Source organism: Lyngbya sp. CCY1209 (genome assembly GCF_035615495.1).
Lineage (GTDB): Bacteria > Cyanobacteriota > Cyanobacteriia > Cyanobacteriales > Microcoleaceae > Limnospira.
In genome coordinates this window covers 1-13,243 of the sequence record NZ_JAJENU010000200.1, presented here as the reverse complement: position 1 = coordinate 13,243, position 13,243 = coordinate 1, and the positions used below count along the sequence as shown (strand labels likewise).

12 protein-coding genes, 2 tRNA genes and 1 riboswitch are annotated in these 13,243 nt (G+C 53.4%); of the genes, 7 read left to right on the top strand and 7 right to left on the bottom strand.

Annotated elements, in window-relative coordinates:
* Positions 1 to 137 precede the first annotated feature (137 nt).
* Positions 138 to 1,769 carry a Ppx/GppA phosphatase family protein gene (locus LKE08_RS03780; protein WP_324702859.1) on the top strand — a complete coding sequence of 544 codons (1,632 nt, stop codon included), beginning with the start codon at positions 138 to 140 and terminating at the stop codon, positions 1,767 to 1,769.
* Positions 1,770 to 1,889: 120 nt separating this feature from the next.
* Here LKE08_RS03780 and LKE08_RS03775 read toward each other — a convergent pair whose 3' ends face one another.
* The 3 genes from LKE08_RS03775 to LKE08_RS03765 all read right to left on the bottom strand — a co-directional run bounded on the left by LKE08_RS03775 (position 1,890) and on the right by LKE08_RS03765 (position 5,368).
* Positions 1,890 to 2,720: a PEP-CTERM sorting domain-containing protein gene (locus tag LKE08_RS03775; protein WP_324702858.1), complete on the bottom strand. Its 831-nt coding sequence runs from the start codon at positions 2,718 to 2,720 to the stop codon at positions 1,890 to 1,892.
* A 366-nt stretch (positions 2,721 to 3,086) separates the two neighbouring features.
* Positions 3,087 to 4,604 (bottom strand): hemolysin family protein, encoded by a 1,518-nt coding sequence (locus tag LKE08_RS03770; RefSeq protein ID WP_324702857.1) that lies wholly within the window; start codon positions 4,602 to 4,604, stop codon positions 3,087 to 3,089.
* A 104-nt stretch (positions 4,605 to 4,708) separates the two neighbouring features.
* Positions 4,709 to 5,368 (bottom strand): hypothetical protein, encoded by a 660-nt coding sequence (locus LKE08_RS03765; protein ID WP_324702856.1) that lies wholly within the window; start codon positions 5,366 to 5,368, stop codon positions 4,709 to 4,711.
* Between the two features lie 222 nt (positions 5,369 to 5,590).
* On the opposite strand from LKE08_RS03765, the gene LKE08_RS03760 reads away from it, so the two are divergent.
* A tRNA-Ile gene (locus tag LKE08_RS03760) sits at positions 5,591 to 5,663 on the top strand.
* A 102-nt stretch (positions 5,664 to 5,765) separates the two neighbouring features.
* Here the strand turns inward: LKE08_RS03760 and LKE08_RS03755 are convergent.
* Positions 5,766 to 5,839, bottom strand: a tRNA-Val gene (locus tag LKE08_RS03755).
* Between the two features lie 177 nt (positions 5,840 to 6,016).
* Here LKE08_RS03755 and LKE08_RS03750 point away from each other — a divergent pair.
* Positions 6,017 to 6,712, top strand: coding sequence for a hypothetical protein (locus LKE08_RS03750; RefSeq protein WP_324702855.1), 696 nt, complete (start codon positions 6,017 to 6,019; stop codon positions 6,710 to 6,712).
* Between the two features lie 298 nt (positions 6,713 to 7,010).
* Here LKE08_RS03750 and LKE08_RS03745 read toward each other — a convergent pair whose 3' ends face one another.
* Positions 7,011 to 8,132 (bottom strand): site-2 protease family protein, encoded by a 1,122-nt coding sequence (locus tag LKE08_RS03745; protein WP_324702854.1) that lies wholly within the window; start codon positions 8,130 to 8,132, stop codon positions 7,011 to 7,013.
* A gap of 334 nt (positions 8,133 to 8,466) precedes the next feature.
* A riboswitch (Glutamine riboswitch) is annotated at positions 8,467 to 8,555 on the top strand.
* Between the two features lie 38 nt (positions 8,556 to 8,593).
* Between LKE08_RS03745 and LKE08_RS03740 the strand changes: the two genes are divergently transcribed.
* Entirely contained in the window at positions 8,594 to 8,815 is a 222-nt protein-coding gene (locus LKE08_RS03740; RefSeq protein ID WP_324702853.1) for a hypothetical protein, read from the top strand.
* Positions 8,816 to 8,990: 175 nt separating this feature from the next.
* On the opposite strand, the gene LKE08_RS03735 is transcribed toward LKE08_RS03740, so the two are convergent.
* Both LKE08_RS03735 and LKE08_RS03730 read right to left on the bottom strand, forming a co-directional pair.
* Entirely contained in the window at positions 8,991 to 9,221 is a 231-nt protein-coding gene (locus LKE08_RS03735; RefSeq protein WP_324702852.1) for a hypothetical protein, read from the bottom strand.
* A 19-nt stretch (positions 9,222 to 9,240) separates the two neighbouring features.
* Positions 9,241 to 10,239, bottom strand: a complete 999-nt coding sequence (locus LKE08_RS03730) for a hypothetical protein (protein WP_324702851.1) — start codon at positions 10,237 to 10,239, stop codon at positions 9,241 to 9,243.
* Positions 10,240 to 10,327: 88 nt separating this feature from the next.
* Here LKE08_RS03730 and LKE08_RS03725 point away from each other — a divergent pair, with 88 nt between their 5' ends.
* The 3 genes from LKE08_RS03725 (at position 10,328) to LKE08_RS03715 (ending at position 13,015) form a co-directional block, all read left to right on the top strand.
* Positions 10,328 to 10,534 (top strand): DUF350 domain-containing protein, encoded by a 207-nt coding sequence (locus LKE08_RS03725; RefSeq protein WP_324702850.1) that lies wholly within the window; start codon positions 10,328 to 10,330, stop codon positions 10,532 to 10,534.
* 138 nt (positions 10,535 to 10,672) lie between these two features.
* Positions 10,673 to 12,793: an SH3 domain-containing protein gene (locus LKE08_RS03720; RefSeq protein WP_324702849.1), complete on the top strand. Its 2,121-nt coding sequence runs from the start codon at positions 10,673 to 10,675 to the stop codon at positions 12,791 to 12,793.
* 66 nt (positions 12,794 to 12,859) lie between these two features.
* Entirely contained in the window at positions 12,860 to 13,015 is a 156-nt protein-coding gene (locus LKE08_RS03715; RefSeq protein ID WP_324702848.1) for a hypothetical protein, read from the top strand.
* The last annotated feature ends 228 nt before the right edge of the window (positions 13,016 to 13,243 follow it).

Genomic DNA, 13,243 nt, shown 5'->3' with positions numbered 1-13,243 from the left:
AAACCCTGATGTCGAGGGAATTTCCCCTCCCTACACCCTACACCCTACACCCTACACCCCCTCTAGCAGCGCTATAAGCCCGTCAAGTCTTCCCCTAAAATTGAATTGATATGAGTGAGCTTCAATCGACAAACCCTATGGTTAACTCAGTTCCCCTCGCGAGAATGCCCGACCAACCCGGCGGCGAACGCATCCTCGCTTCCATCGACTTGGGGACCAATTCCCTGCACATGGTCATCGTGCGGATCGAACCCGATTTGCCCGCATTTTCGATCATCGCCCGCGAAAAAGACACCGTGCGGCTCGGAGATTGCGGGCCGAAGGGCAACCTCAAACCCGAGGTCATCGATCGCGCGATCGCCTGCCTGCAACGCTTTCAAGAAATCGCCAAAACCTGCGACGCCGAACAAGTCATCGCCGTCGCCACCAGCGCCGTGCGGGAGGCGCCCAACGGCCGGGACTTTATCAAACGGGTGTCCGACGAGTTGGATCTCGAAGTCAGCCTCATTTCCGGCCCGGAAGAGGCCCGCAGAATTTACCTGGGCGTCCTCTCGGCGATGGAATTCCACGACGAACCCCACATCATCATCGACATCGGCGGCGGTTCGACGGAATTGATTTTGGGAGACGGCCGGGAACCCCGGTTCCTCAGCAGTACCAAAGTGGGGGCAGTCCGCCTCACCCAGGAATTTGTCAAAAGCGACCCCATCAGTCGCACCGAATTTCTCTATTTGCAAGCCTACATCCGGGGGATGTTGGAGCGTCCGATCGACGAATTGCGACCCCACCTCGAAGCCGGAGAAACCCCCCGCCTGGTGGGAACTTCGGGGACGATCGAAACCTTGGCGGGTATCGTCGCCCGCCAAAAGTTGGGCTTTGAACCCGACCCCCTGGCGGGTTACGAACTCACCCGAAACGACTTGGAAGATGTGGTCAACCAACTGCGAAAGTTGTCCTATACGGAGCGGTTGGACATTCCGGGAATCAACGATCGCCGCGCCGAAATTATCCTGGCGGGGGCATTAATTTTGCTCGAAGCGATGACGTTATTGGACATGGAATCCCTGACGATTTGCGAGCGGAGTTTGCGGGAAGGGGTGATCGTGGACTGGATGTTGACCCACGGTTTGATCGAGGATCGCCTCCGCTACGGCAGTTCGATCCGGCAACGCAGCGTCCTCAAAGTTGCCCAGAAATATGATGTCAATTTGGAATACAGCGAACGGGTGGCGGCGTTTACTTTGAGCCTATTCGACCAAACGAAAGGCATCCTGCACGACTACGGTTTTCAAGAGCGGGAATTGCTGTGGGCGGCGGCGATTTTGCACAATTGCGGGCTGTATGTCAGCCACTCGGCGCACCACAAACATTCTTACTATTTGATCCGCCATGGGGAATTGTTGGGGTACACGGACACAGAAATCGAGATTATCGCCAATCTCGCCCGCTACCACCGCAAAAGTGCCCCGAAAAAGAAGCACGAAAATTATCAAAATTTGTCGAAGAAAAATCGCCATTTGGTCGATCGCCTCAATCCCCTGATGCGGTTGGCGGTGGCCCTAGACCGGCGGCAGATCGGGGCAGTGGCGGACGTCGATTGCGAGTGCGATCGCGATGCGGGGGAGTTCCGACTCAAACTCAAACCGTGCGATCGCGAGGACGACTGCGCGTTGGAGTTGTGGAGTTTGGATTTGAAAAAGGATGTTTTTGAAGCAGAATATGATTTGAAATTGGTGGCGTTTGTGGAACCGACGACCGTTCCCGTTTGAGCGATTTTGAGCGATCGGGTGGGTTGGGTTTCGGATTGAATCCGGACTCAACCCACCGGATAAAAGTGAGTTTTGATTGTATTGTACTTCTCTCACTTGGAGAACAGAGAAAGAAGTCGCTCACACTTTTTGATTCTTGGATTTCAACAGGGAACTCACACCGACAGCTCCGACACCCAACAACCCCAAGAGGGTAGACGGTTCGGGAACCGACTCGGGAGATTCTTGCAGGGTAATTGTCACCTGACTCACCCCGGAACCGGGGCGCCCGATCGTTCCAATCGAGCGATTAAATGCTGCGAAAATATCATAATTTACCGGCCCCTGAGAATCGCTCTGGCCGTCGAGAGCATACAAATAAGGTGAATTCAGCATTCCGGAGTTTCCGCTGTTGTCATCCCATTGGAGTTGGTTGTCAGAAACCGTCAAGGAAAGGGTCGATCCTCCCTTCACCAAATCGAAGGCTTGGATCAAAGGTGAAGTGCCGCTAAAGTTATCGTTGCCGTACACCAACATATCATCAGATGCTGGGGATGGAGAAGAAGACTGCGGTACGCCGATGTGCATTTCAGCATCATTGCTTTGATGGCTGGCATCACCTCGATAACCGTTGTTCGAGATCGAGTCGCCGATGTGGGTACTCATTCCCCAGGGATCGGCATCGTAGTCGATATCAAAAGTAGCGGCTTTGAAAGGGGAGTTAGCCGGATCTAAATTCAGTTTGAAAACTGTCTCATAATAACTGTCCGAGTATTGGTTGACAGGAGAACGCACGAAGCTGGCCAGATCGCTGCGTTGCCACAAATCTCCCCAATAATCGCCAGTTTTCAGATCGATGGTTCCGGTCAAGGTTGCCGCCGATGCGGACTCTGCAAACCCGGCGATCGCGATCGTTCCCACGGCCAGCGATGCGACAATTTCGATCGGAATGGATGACGTTTTAACGCTCATGGTTGGCTCCTTAAAATAGTCGATTTTTACAAATACAGTCTGTTTCTGGCAATATCCCGATTGCCAGATGTCGTTTGAATCCGTAGAAATGCGGTAATTTCTTACCCGGACTTTCTATAGCTCAGTAATAACACGGTTGCCAAACTGATGCCAAGGCGATCTGACAACCTTCATCCGATCTTTACAGTATAAAGTTTTATCAATTTATCTCGGCAGCTCTGTGGGGATTGGCTGTCCGGCTGACCGGGCTAATTGGCTGACTCAAAGGGACTCTTGTTATCTTTTGAGTTCCTTTAATTTCGATGCCAAACCGAGAAAACGACACGTTTTTTAATGAAGTAATGTAAAGATCCGGAGTGGCGGTTTTTACAGTTGTTGTTCGGAGTCCTTATCCGTCCCTTCCTCCGGACTCTCCCCGTCCGGTTCCAGGGTAATTTCTTCGATCTGATCCGTCGCCAGTTCCGCCGACTCCGATCGCTCCCCTTCCCCCCCCGTCAAAATTTCCGCTTCCACTTCCTCGGCAATTTCCGCCTGCAACTCGGCGACGGTTTCCGCTTCCAACTGAGAAATTTGGATCTGTTCCACCTTCGGTCCGGCGACGGACATCACCTTAAATTCCAAGTTGTTGTAGCGGAGCACTTCCCCGACGCCGGGAATTTTTTGCAGTTGGTAGGTGATAAAACCGCCCAACGTTTGATATTCTTCATTTAAGGGCAAGTTGAGATCCAACAGTTCGTTGACCTCCTCCACGCTCAACTGAGCCTGGACGAGAAACGTCTGCTCGTCCATAAATTGTAGCGTCACCTCTTCCGTCTCCGTCAGTTCCAAACCGTCCCCGATAATTTCGCCGATCAGATCGGCGATCGTCACCAGTCCCGCCGTCCCGCCGAACTCGTCCACGACGATGATCATTTCCTGCTGCGATCGCTGCATCAGGGGCAACAATTCACTCAGCACCATCTGTTCCGAGACAAATCGGGCGGGGCGAATCCAATCGGCGATCGGCGTTTCGGGAGACAGCCGCCCCTCCGCCAGCGGTTTCGCCAGATCGCGAAAATCCACGATCCCCAAAATATCGTCCAGGGATTCCCCCGCGATCGGATAGCGGGAATGGTTGGAAACCGCCATTTCTTCTAACAGGGTTTGAAATGTCGCCGTATTCGATAAAGATACGATGCTGGTGCGAGGAATCATGATCTCTTCCGCCAAAACATCCCCGAATTCAAAGACATTATTTAATAACTGTCTCTCCTCCGCTTCCAAACCCATGGATTCGCTGGACGTGGTGATGATCAGTTGTAACTCTTCCGGCGTGACGCGGGTGTAGGGTTGTCCGGTGTAGTGGATGCCGCAGAGTTTTAAAAGCCACTGGGTGGATTGGTTCAGACACCAGACGAAAGGCTTGAAAAAACGGGCGATCGCCAGGGACGGCGGCGCCAGCAGACGGGCGATCTGTTCGGGGTACAAAAGGGCGAGGGATTTGGGAAGCAATTCCCCCAAAATGATTTGCAAATAGGCGATCAGGAAAAAGGTGGTGATCGGGATGGCGAGGGAGTGGGCGATCGCATTTTGGATGGTTTCGGAGAAGGGAATATTGCCCAAAAGTTGGCGGATCACCAACGCCATCGTCGCCTCCCCGATCCAGCCCAAAGCCAGACTCGAGAGCGTGATCCCCAACTGGGTGGTGGACAGCAGCAAATCGATCCGCCGCTGCAAGTGTTGGACCGTCAGGGCTTGCAGATCTCCCTCGTCCACCAACTGATTGATTCGCGATCGCCTCACGGACACCATCGAAAATTCGGCGGTGACAAAAAAGGCGTTAATTGCAATCAGCAACAACACGGACAACAATCGCAGCAGCATATCCTGGGCAGTCAATGTCATCGCCGATGCGTCACCCAAAACCTTCGTGTCCTTCGCACTGTCAAATATCGATCACAATTGACCCCAAAAAGGGTAAAAAACAAGCGTTCCATCGCCTCCTAAAATTACTCGACAACCGGAATTCCGGACATCTGAAGTTGCAATTTTTGATCGGGATAATCCGTCAAACTCATCCCCAATTCTTTGGCATTGTCCAGCAACGCCGTGGGAATCGTCACGGTTCCGGTGTAGGTCTGGCTACCCGGCGGCAACTGCCCCGGCAGATCGTCCACGCTGGCACTCAACGCCCGCCCCTTATCATCGGTAACATTGAGGAAACTGTAGAGAAAACGGATGGAGCGATCGCCCTCGTTTTTGATATTTACATTCAGCAGCAGGGAATTGCTTTTCCGTGTCACGGAGGTGATCTCCAAAGTGATACCCCCATCCCGGCTGACGATGGGAAATGCGGCGGGATTGGCTGCAGTTTCCTCGGATGTGTTCTCAGTTTCAGCCTTCTCCTCGGGCTTCGGTTCGCTCTTTTTGGATGCCGCCGTCGCCTCTTCCCCGCCTTCCATGCGTTTTTTGACGCTGGCGAGAATTTCCTGTTCCGTCAGAAACTTTACGCCCTCTTGGCGGGGGGCATTATTCGCCTTTTCCGTCAGGTTGCTCGGCCGCACGTCCGGTTGGGTAATTTCCTTGAGTGCGTCCCGGCCGAGTCGGTAGCCCCAGGCCGAACTGAAGATGCCCGCTCCGAACATCATCACGAGCAAAACCACCGTCATAATTACCGTTGAATTCAAGCCCATCTGCTCCTGTCAAAGTCGGTGTGAATGATCGATCCGGACTGTGTGCGATCGCGACCCCCGGAGTTCGATCCGGCGATCGCGCCAGAATTTGATGTTTTTAGTTTTAGCACGGACTCGGCTCATCTGTTCGGGATCGGTGGCGGGAGTTGCCAGCAGGTTCGCGGCTCAGTTATGCTATCATAGAAAACCAATTCTCGGGCGCCCTTGGCCGATTGGGGAGGCAGCGAACTCATAATTCGCCTTCAGGCTGGTTCGATTCCAGCAGGGCGCATTAGGTGTATCCCCTTATTTAGTGGCTGTTTGAGTCGTTGACTCTGACCGTTAGCCTTGAATAAAGCGCTGTAATCATTGCCGGATAAGGAGTTATACCAAATGGACACAACTGGACTCGAACCAGTGACCCCCACGATGTCAACGTGGTGCTCTAACCAACTGAGCTATGCGTCCGAACGATTTACAATCGTAGCACGAGGCTCCGACAAAATGCAACCCCCTTTTGAAAATTTCTTCCGGGTCCAGAAAATGGGGTGAGTTGCCGGCCCGATCGCGGTATGCTAGGAGAATCTCGGGGAACGCCAACGCAAGCCCCAGCAAGCGACCCAGCAAATCGTCCAACGGGAGGAGATGATGGCCAAGAAGAGTCTGGCAGATCTGGTCAAACAGGAGGCGGAGAAGGGAACCGATCCCGTCCCGGAAGCTGCCGATGCCGATGCAAGTGCCGGGACTTCCACCCCATCTTCCTCCCGTGGCAGAGTCACCAAAGCGGAGTTGGAGTCGCAACTGGCCGAAGTGCGATCGCTCCTGGAACAAGTGCAGGCCCGGGAAAGCGACTGGCAAACCCAGGTTGCCGAGTTACAGGGCCAACTCAAGGGCCGCGCCGAGCTCGAAACCCAGATCGCCGAGTTGCAGTCGGATTTGGAGGAGTCCCGGCGGCGGGAGACGGAATTGCAGGTAGAAATTAAGGAGCTCAAATGCGAGTTGAAATCCGCCAGTCAAAGCGATCGCCGTCTGCAAAAAGAGGTTGACGGCCTGAAAGCGGAGTTGGCGGAAAAAGAGCGGGCGATCGCGACCCTGAAAGAACAGGTTAAGGCATCCGACCTAAAACAACAACTCGAAGAAGCCCAGGCGACGGCCTTACACCTCTCGGAAACCAACACCCACCTCCTCGAAGAAATCAAACAACTCCAGGAGGAAAACGAAGATCTCCGGGCCGAGTCTCACCCCCACTATCCCAAACCCCATCTGGTGCCGCGCCCCGAGCACGTCCAAACTCAACCCCTCAACAACGAGGATTTTTCACAAAGCACCTGGCTGTTGTAATCGGTTCTCCTGCCGTCCGTTGTTGCGCTTTGGGGCGCCGGATTGAGGGACTCAAGCCCAACAACGAAACCCCTCTGTTGTTGCGCTTTGGGGCGATCGCCGTATTGCTGAGAGTCGGTGCGTTCCCTATTCTCACCGACCGATTAGACCGATAATGGATGGGGTGGGAACGCACCCTACAATTGACGACTTTCCCCCCTGTTGCCTGTTGCCTGTTGCCTATTGCCTGCCATACAAAACAAAAGCGCAGATCGGGCGGATCTGCGTCTCTTGTCGGGTCTTCAATTGTGAGACCGATTTACGCGGGGCGGGTGAGCATTTTTTGCTGCAATAAGTTGCGGATTGAGGCTTTTTGAATCAATCCCACCAGCGTGCCGTTGCGGAAGACGGGGAGTTCGTCGAGCTTGTTTTCTTCAAACAACATCACCACATCCAACAGCGATCGCTCGGCATCCACCGTGGTTTCAAATTCGACGGGTTTCACCAGTTCTTTCACGGACACGGACGACCATTGAGACGTGGGGACTCCCTTCATGTCATCGACTCGGAGTTCTCCGATCAATTGTCCGCCTTCACCGGTGACGAAGAATCGCCGCGTCTGGGGTTTGCCGATGATGTACTCGTTGGCTAATTCCCGCAGAGATAAGTGTTCGGAAATGACGGGACTTTCGGGGATGATGGCGTCCTCTGCCGTGTACTCGGACAGGCGATCGCGCAATCGGGCGTCCTGGGCCAATGCACCGGCGTTCTGTAGCAGGAACCAACCGACCAGAATCGTCCAGAAGTTGGGGAAGCTACCCGAGATCAACACCGGAAGCAGTCCGTAAATAATTGCCAACCAGCCAAATCCCTGACCGACGCGGCTCGCGAAGACGACACCTTTATATTGGTTGCCGGTGATCTTCCAAACCAGCGATTTGAGTACGTTTCCGCCGTCGAGGGGCAAACCGGGAATCAGGTTGAACAGTGCCAGGGCCAGGTTGATGTAGGCCAGCAGGCCGACCACCGCTCCCAGAGGACCGCTGACGATGGAACTCGATGCGATCGCGGAAAATAAACCGAACAGGACCAAACTCACCGCCGGACCCGCGATCGCGATCCAGAAGGCGTTGCCGGGGGTTTTGGCTTCTTTGTCGAGACTCGCCAACCCGCCGAACAGGAACAGCGTGATCGATTTCACGTTGATTCCCTGCCGGATGGCAACGAAACTGTGTCCCAGTTCGTGGGCCAAAACTGAAGCGAACAGCAGCAATGCCGCCGCCAATCCCAACAGCCAGGGCAGTCCCAGTCCCAACTCGGGAAATTGGACGGCCAGAGAGCCGCCGTAGCTGAGGGTCATCAGGCCCAAAATGATGAACCAGGATGAATTAATGTAAAAGGGAATTCCAAATAAATTCCCGACGCGAATAGAGCCATTCATATCTGGCTTCCTCCGAATGCTTCGCCAGGGGGCGCATTTGCCTCCCTGAAGCTTTATGAATCTATCGTAACGAAATGTAAACTTCCCCCGCAATCCCTCAAATGCCGTATAAACCCGCCGAACGGGTACGGTTTTTCCCCGGAGGGTGCGAAATTGGGGCCAATGGCGGTCAACTTCACCCGACCGGGCTAGGTCGGAAGAATGAATTTGGCGGGGGCGATCGCAAAAAAAAGTTGAAAAATCGTCTCAGTCGCTTTGTGGGTCGGGGTTTAAGCCTTTTTGAAGGGGGATGCCCACAGAAAAACCGATGATATAATATAAGGTAGCACAAACAATCGTTCATCTTTTGGTGCCGCTCACTTTAAATTGGTCGGGTTTTGCCAAAAGACGGAAGTAGGGAGTACCCTCCCGAAGGAACGCGCCTCTGTAACGCTGCAGACTTTCATTAGGAGGCGAATGCTGTGAATGCCACTCAATCCAATCCTCGGGGACCGTTTACCGAGTACAATCCGACCAGTGATAGTTTCGATTTTGACGTGTGGGCGAGAGCCGTCAGACGCCAACTTGTCGCCGCTCTCCAGCATGGGGTTGACGTTCCCAATTCCCAGTTGGAATCATCCCATTTCGACGAGGGTAACGACCTAGACGATTTAGACGATTCCGAACCCGAGTCAGAAGACTGAAGCTGAGGTTCACCATTGCCCCCGGGGTGTCTGACAAAGATATTTCGGGGGCGTTTGATTTGGGGCAGGGGGGCGGAGGAGGCGGAGGAAGCGGAGGAAGCAGAGGAAGCGGAGGAAGTAGAGGAGGCATTATTTTTTCCCTACACCCTACACCCTACACCCTACACCCTACACCCTACTTCCCCGCACTCGGGCCGCCGCCGCGAAACAGGCCGTAGGAGGAGCGTTGGGGGTTGGCTTGCCAGTCGCCGCGGTAGTAGCGACCGGAGAGGGAGGTGCGGTATCTCGGCCAGTACAATAACTGCCTTTCCTGCCGCAAACTCAGGGCCGATCGCTGGGTGAAGCCGGCCCAGATGGTGGTGGCGGCGATCGCGGTTGCCATGAAAATCAAAACTTTGGGTAACATGAGTTTTTCCTCAAATCAATTAACTGGCGGAAATTTCGATCACGTCCGTTTCGCCGAGGGTTTTGGCATTTTCCTGGACGATCAATAACGTGCGATCGACGGGGCCATCCGGCATGATTTCGATGGAAAATCCGTAGGAGCCTCGCGGTTTGATAACGAAGTACAAAACCGCTTTTCCCGATGCGCTTTCGACTCTGCCTTTATCATTTTTAGAATAGCGCAGTGGCATAACGTGAGCCCCGGAATAAACCTGCAGGCCGTAACCGTCGTTGATGTTAAAGTGGGCTGTGAGTTGTCTGGGGGAGGTTTCGTCAGATCTGACATCGATGATGATTTTGATGAGGTTATTTTCGCCACCGACGATCGCCCGTCCGGTGACGTCGCTATCGTTGATGGACTTGGAAAGGACGGTTTTTCCGGTGCGGTGAACGGAAAGATAACTCAACGCTGTCAGGCTCAATGTGCCCACCAGTCCGACGAAGAAAAAGCGGGTGTCGATCGCGCCATTTTGCACTTTGACATAGAAATTGACGGGTTTATCGATATCTTGACCGGAGGTGTCGGTGTACTCCAAAACGGCGATCGCGACGGTGAGTTCATCTTGTTCTCGGCGAGATAAACGCACGTCCAAGCCGCCCTGGAGGTCTTCTTCCTGCCAGGTTCCGGACTCGCCGTCTTCGTACCAGGTTCCGGACTCTTTCCAGGCGGGTTTGACCGCCGAGGCGATGATTTCTCCCTCGCGGTTGCGGAGTTGAATTTCATACGTCACCCATCGGTTGGTGGGGATTCTGGCCTTGACGTCCACCCGCAGGGCTCCGACGAGCGATCGCTGGACTGGGATGGGGGACAGGGTGGCGGGTTCTCCTTCCTCGACGCTCACCACTTTGGAGACTAAGGTTTTTGAGAGGAATGGGGAGGCGATAAACGCCACGGTCAGGAGTCCGACGATCCAAAACCCGAAGGACGGCGCGGACTCCACAAAGCGATTGGAGCGATATTTTTTTACAGTACCGGGCATAAGTTGATTCTCTACGGCGCCCACTTGTCACCCTTCCATGATAGCTTTTGAGAATCTGGGTTGATTTTAATCGTTAACAAAATTCATCATGGCGATCGTGCAAGCTGTTGTTGCCTCCGTGGGTTGGACGTTTTTGGCCGTCGTGCTCCTCTATGCCGGATTCCGCCTGTTCGACCTCCTCGACCCGATCGACTATCAACACGAGATTCGCAACGGCAATATCGCCGCGGGAATTATCGTGGCGGCGATCATTCTGTCTTTGGCGGCGATCGTGGTGACGGTGATTTTGACCTGACCCGACTGGGCAAAATGTTGAATTTTGTATCGTTTTGAACCTTTGATCCGGTCGGCGCGATCGCCCCGCTGCAAAACCTGAGTGTAAATGCCGACCGCCATGCGATCGGGAAGTGATTGAATACAAAGGTTTTGCATTATGCCAGCCGTTCGATTTAGGATTGCGGAGGTTTACTGGCTCAACTTGCGGCCGGAACCGAATACGGATCATCAAGCCATCACCAAACTGAAACGGGATACCCCCGTTGAAAAACTGGACGAAGCGGATGAGGGGGCGTGGTATCGCGTTCGAGTCACCCTCAACGAGCGCACGGTGGAGGGGTGGGTGTCGAGCAAGTATCTCCAACCGGACGATCTAAAATTAGAGTCTTCTGCGGATGTCCGACGCATTTTTGAGGCGATCGAAACTGTCAATCCGGAGCGGTCGTATTACCGATCTCGGGATTTGAATGGGGACGGAGAATCGGAAACCTTTTGTAATTGGTTTGTCGCGGACGTTCTCGACGTTCTTGGCATCCAAATTCCCCGCTACGGCCCCGATGCCCACTACTATCCCCAACCCCATCCCATCTACAAAAACGAACAGAAGACAAAACCCTACAGTGCCGACCACTTGAATCGATTCTTTAACGAAGGTGGCGGGGGTCAATGGCGAGAAATTGACCGAGACACGGCCGCCAATTTGGCGGATCAGGGGAAAGTTGTGGTCGCTTCCGTACCCGGTTCGCCCGGTCATATCGCCCTGGTGATTCCGGGCAGTTCGGGGGCGGACGTTCGCATCGCCCAGGCTGGAAAAATTAACGGTAAAAATCTCGGTTTGGAGGCGGGATTTGGGAATAAAACTATCGAGTTTTTTGTCTATATCGGGTCGGGAGATTTGAGCCAGTCCCTCAACTCCCAAAATGGGGTCAATCTGTCGCCTTTCGGCATTGACAGCAACCTGAAAGAACGCCCTTCCCATCTGACGGGCGATCGCATCGATGCTTACCTGAAAACCAAACCGGCAAAATTTCGGCTGGGATTGGGAAAACATATTATTGACGCATCCAAGAAATACGGCATAAACGCCACCTATATTCTCGCCCACGCCATTCACGAAACGGCCTGGGGAACATCGAAAATTTGCCGGGAAAAACACAACCTGTTTGGATGGTCTGCTTTCACCAACAGCCCTTATGAATCCTCCCGGGGCTTTCCCAATGATGCCGAATGTATCGACTTTGTGATGGGGCGGATCGATGAACTTTATCTGCGATCGACGGGCAAATATTTTAACACCCGCCCCTGTTTGGGCAACAAAAATTATGGGATGAATGTCCGCTACGCCGACGATCCGCAGTGGGGCGAAAAAATTGCCAAAATTGCCCGCAGTATTGAGGGGGCGATCGCGGGTCAAAGTTTCTCCTCGGTTCCTGAAAACCATGAAGATTGGATCGTCAGCAATGTGTACTGGCTGAATTTGCGGCCGAAACCCGACACGGACAACGAGGCGATCGCCCAACTGCGGCGGGGAACCCTGGTTAAAAAACTGGGTGAAAATGCCGATGGAAGTTGGTATCGCGTCCGAGTTCAAGTCAAAAATGAGTGGCTTGAAGGGTGGCTGTCGAGCAAATATTTGCGGCCCTACCAGCCCGACGAGCGCTCCTTCGCCGATCAGATTGTGGAGTATATGCAACGCCAAAACTACACCCTCGATCGCGAACCGGGGTATGGTAATATTGTGGCGATCGAAGGGGTCGATCCGGACGGTTCTCCCAACCGAGATGCGGCGAATCAATTTAATGATGTTTTGAGCATTTTGGTGTTTGAGTCCGGACTTCCCAAACTCATTTATTGCGATCGGGCGACCACGGAACCGGGCTATTATTACACTCAATATCCCGTCAACCCAAGGGGAGCCGCCCGCATCGAATTCGGACAGTACCAAGCTTGGAAAGTTGGCACTCACAAAGCCGGAACTGCTTCCGAACACGAAGCACTGGTTCAAAGGGGTGGCACTGTCACCGTGCGACGGGATGGGAATCAGGACGGAATTCGCACCGGAGATCCCTCGGATACGGGCTATTTTGGGATCAACATTCACGGCGGCTGGGATGCCAGTATCTATGATATCGGCCTGACCAGCGCGGGGTGTATTGTCACTCCTAAAATGTCGGATCATCGCAAGTTTATGCAACTGGTGAAGCAAGATCCGCGTTACCGTCGCAATCAAAACTATGTTTTCCGGGCGACGATTATTCCGGGAGATAAACTCTCATAATGGGAGTGGGGGGCGGGAAATCTGCCCCCAAAAATCTGGTTTTCAAATGGCAAATTTTGATTTAAAATGGTCGGGTATGTCAAGGCGGGGGTGATTATTGTGGAGGGCCTGAATTTGGCGACGGTGGAACCGGGGGAGTATGAGTTGGTGTGTTTGCCGTTGAAAATTATCGGTTCGGAGGGGGCTCCGGCCCGGGCGGTTTTGGTGCGCGATCGCCCGTGAAATGATGTCCGGTTGAATATCTCGCTTGGGAATGAATTTCCTGTGGGATGTGCGATCGCTCAAAATCTTGGCGATCGTTCCAGATAAGCTGGTCAAATGATAACAGTCCCGCTTGGGAATAAATTCCCAAGCTCATAGCGAAAATCCTCTTAAGAGGATTGGGAGTCAATTTCGGGCATCTCTCGAATGAAATAAAATTGATATTCGTCAGTCCCGCTTGGGAATAAA

Bases quoted from the DNA above. Each gene is read 5' to 3' on its own strand.
- LKE08_RS03780 (WP_324702859.1), top strand. From the start codon at position 138: ATGGTTAACTCAGTTCCCCTCGCGAGAATGCCCGACCAACCCGGCGGC.
- LKE08_RS03775 (WP_324702858.1), bottom strand. From the start codon at position 2,720: ATGAGCGTTAAAACGTCATCCATTCCGATCGAAATTGTCGCATCGCTG.
- LKE08_RS03770 (WP_324702857.1), bottom strand. From the start codon at position 4,604: ATGACATTGACTGCCCAGGATATGCTGCTGCGATTGTTGTCCGTGTTG.
- LKE08_RS03765 (WP_324702856.1), bottom strand. From the start codon at position 5,368: ATGACGGTGGTTTTGCTCGTGATGATGTTCGGAGCGGGCATCTTCAGT.
- LKE08_RS03750 (WP_324702855.1), top strand. From the start codon at position 6,017: ATGATGGCCAAGAAGAGTCTGGCAGATCTGGTCAAACAGGAGGCGGAG.
- LKE08_RS03745 (WP_324702854.1), bottom strand. From the start codon at position 8,132: ATGAATGGCTCTATTCGCGTCGGGAATTTATTTGGAATTCCCTTTTAC.
- LKE08_RS03735 (WP_324702852.1), bottom strand. From the start codon at position 9,221: ATGTTACCCAAAGTTTTGATTTTCATGGCAACCGCGATCGCCGCCACC.
- LKE08_RS03730 (WP_324702851.1), bottom strand. From the start codon at position 10,239: ATGCCCGGTACTGTAAAAAAATATCGCTCCAATCGCTTTGTGGAGTCC.
- LKE08_RS03725 (WP_324702850.1), top strand. From the start codon at position 10,328: ATGGCGATCGTGCAAGCTGTTGTTGCCTCCGTGGGTTGGACGTTTTTG.
- LKE08_RS03720 (WP_324702849.1), top strand. From the start codon at position 10,673: ATGCCAGCCGTTCGATTTAGGATTGCGGAGGTTTACTGGCTCAACTTG.
- LKE08_RS03715 (WP_324702848.1), top strand. From the start codon at position 12,860: ATGGTCGGGTATGTCAAGGCGGGGGTGATTATTGTGGAGGGCCTGAAT.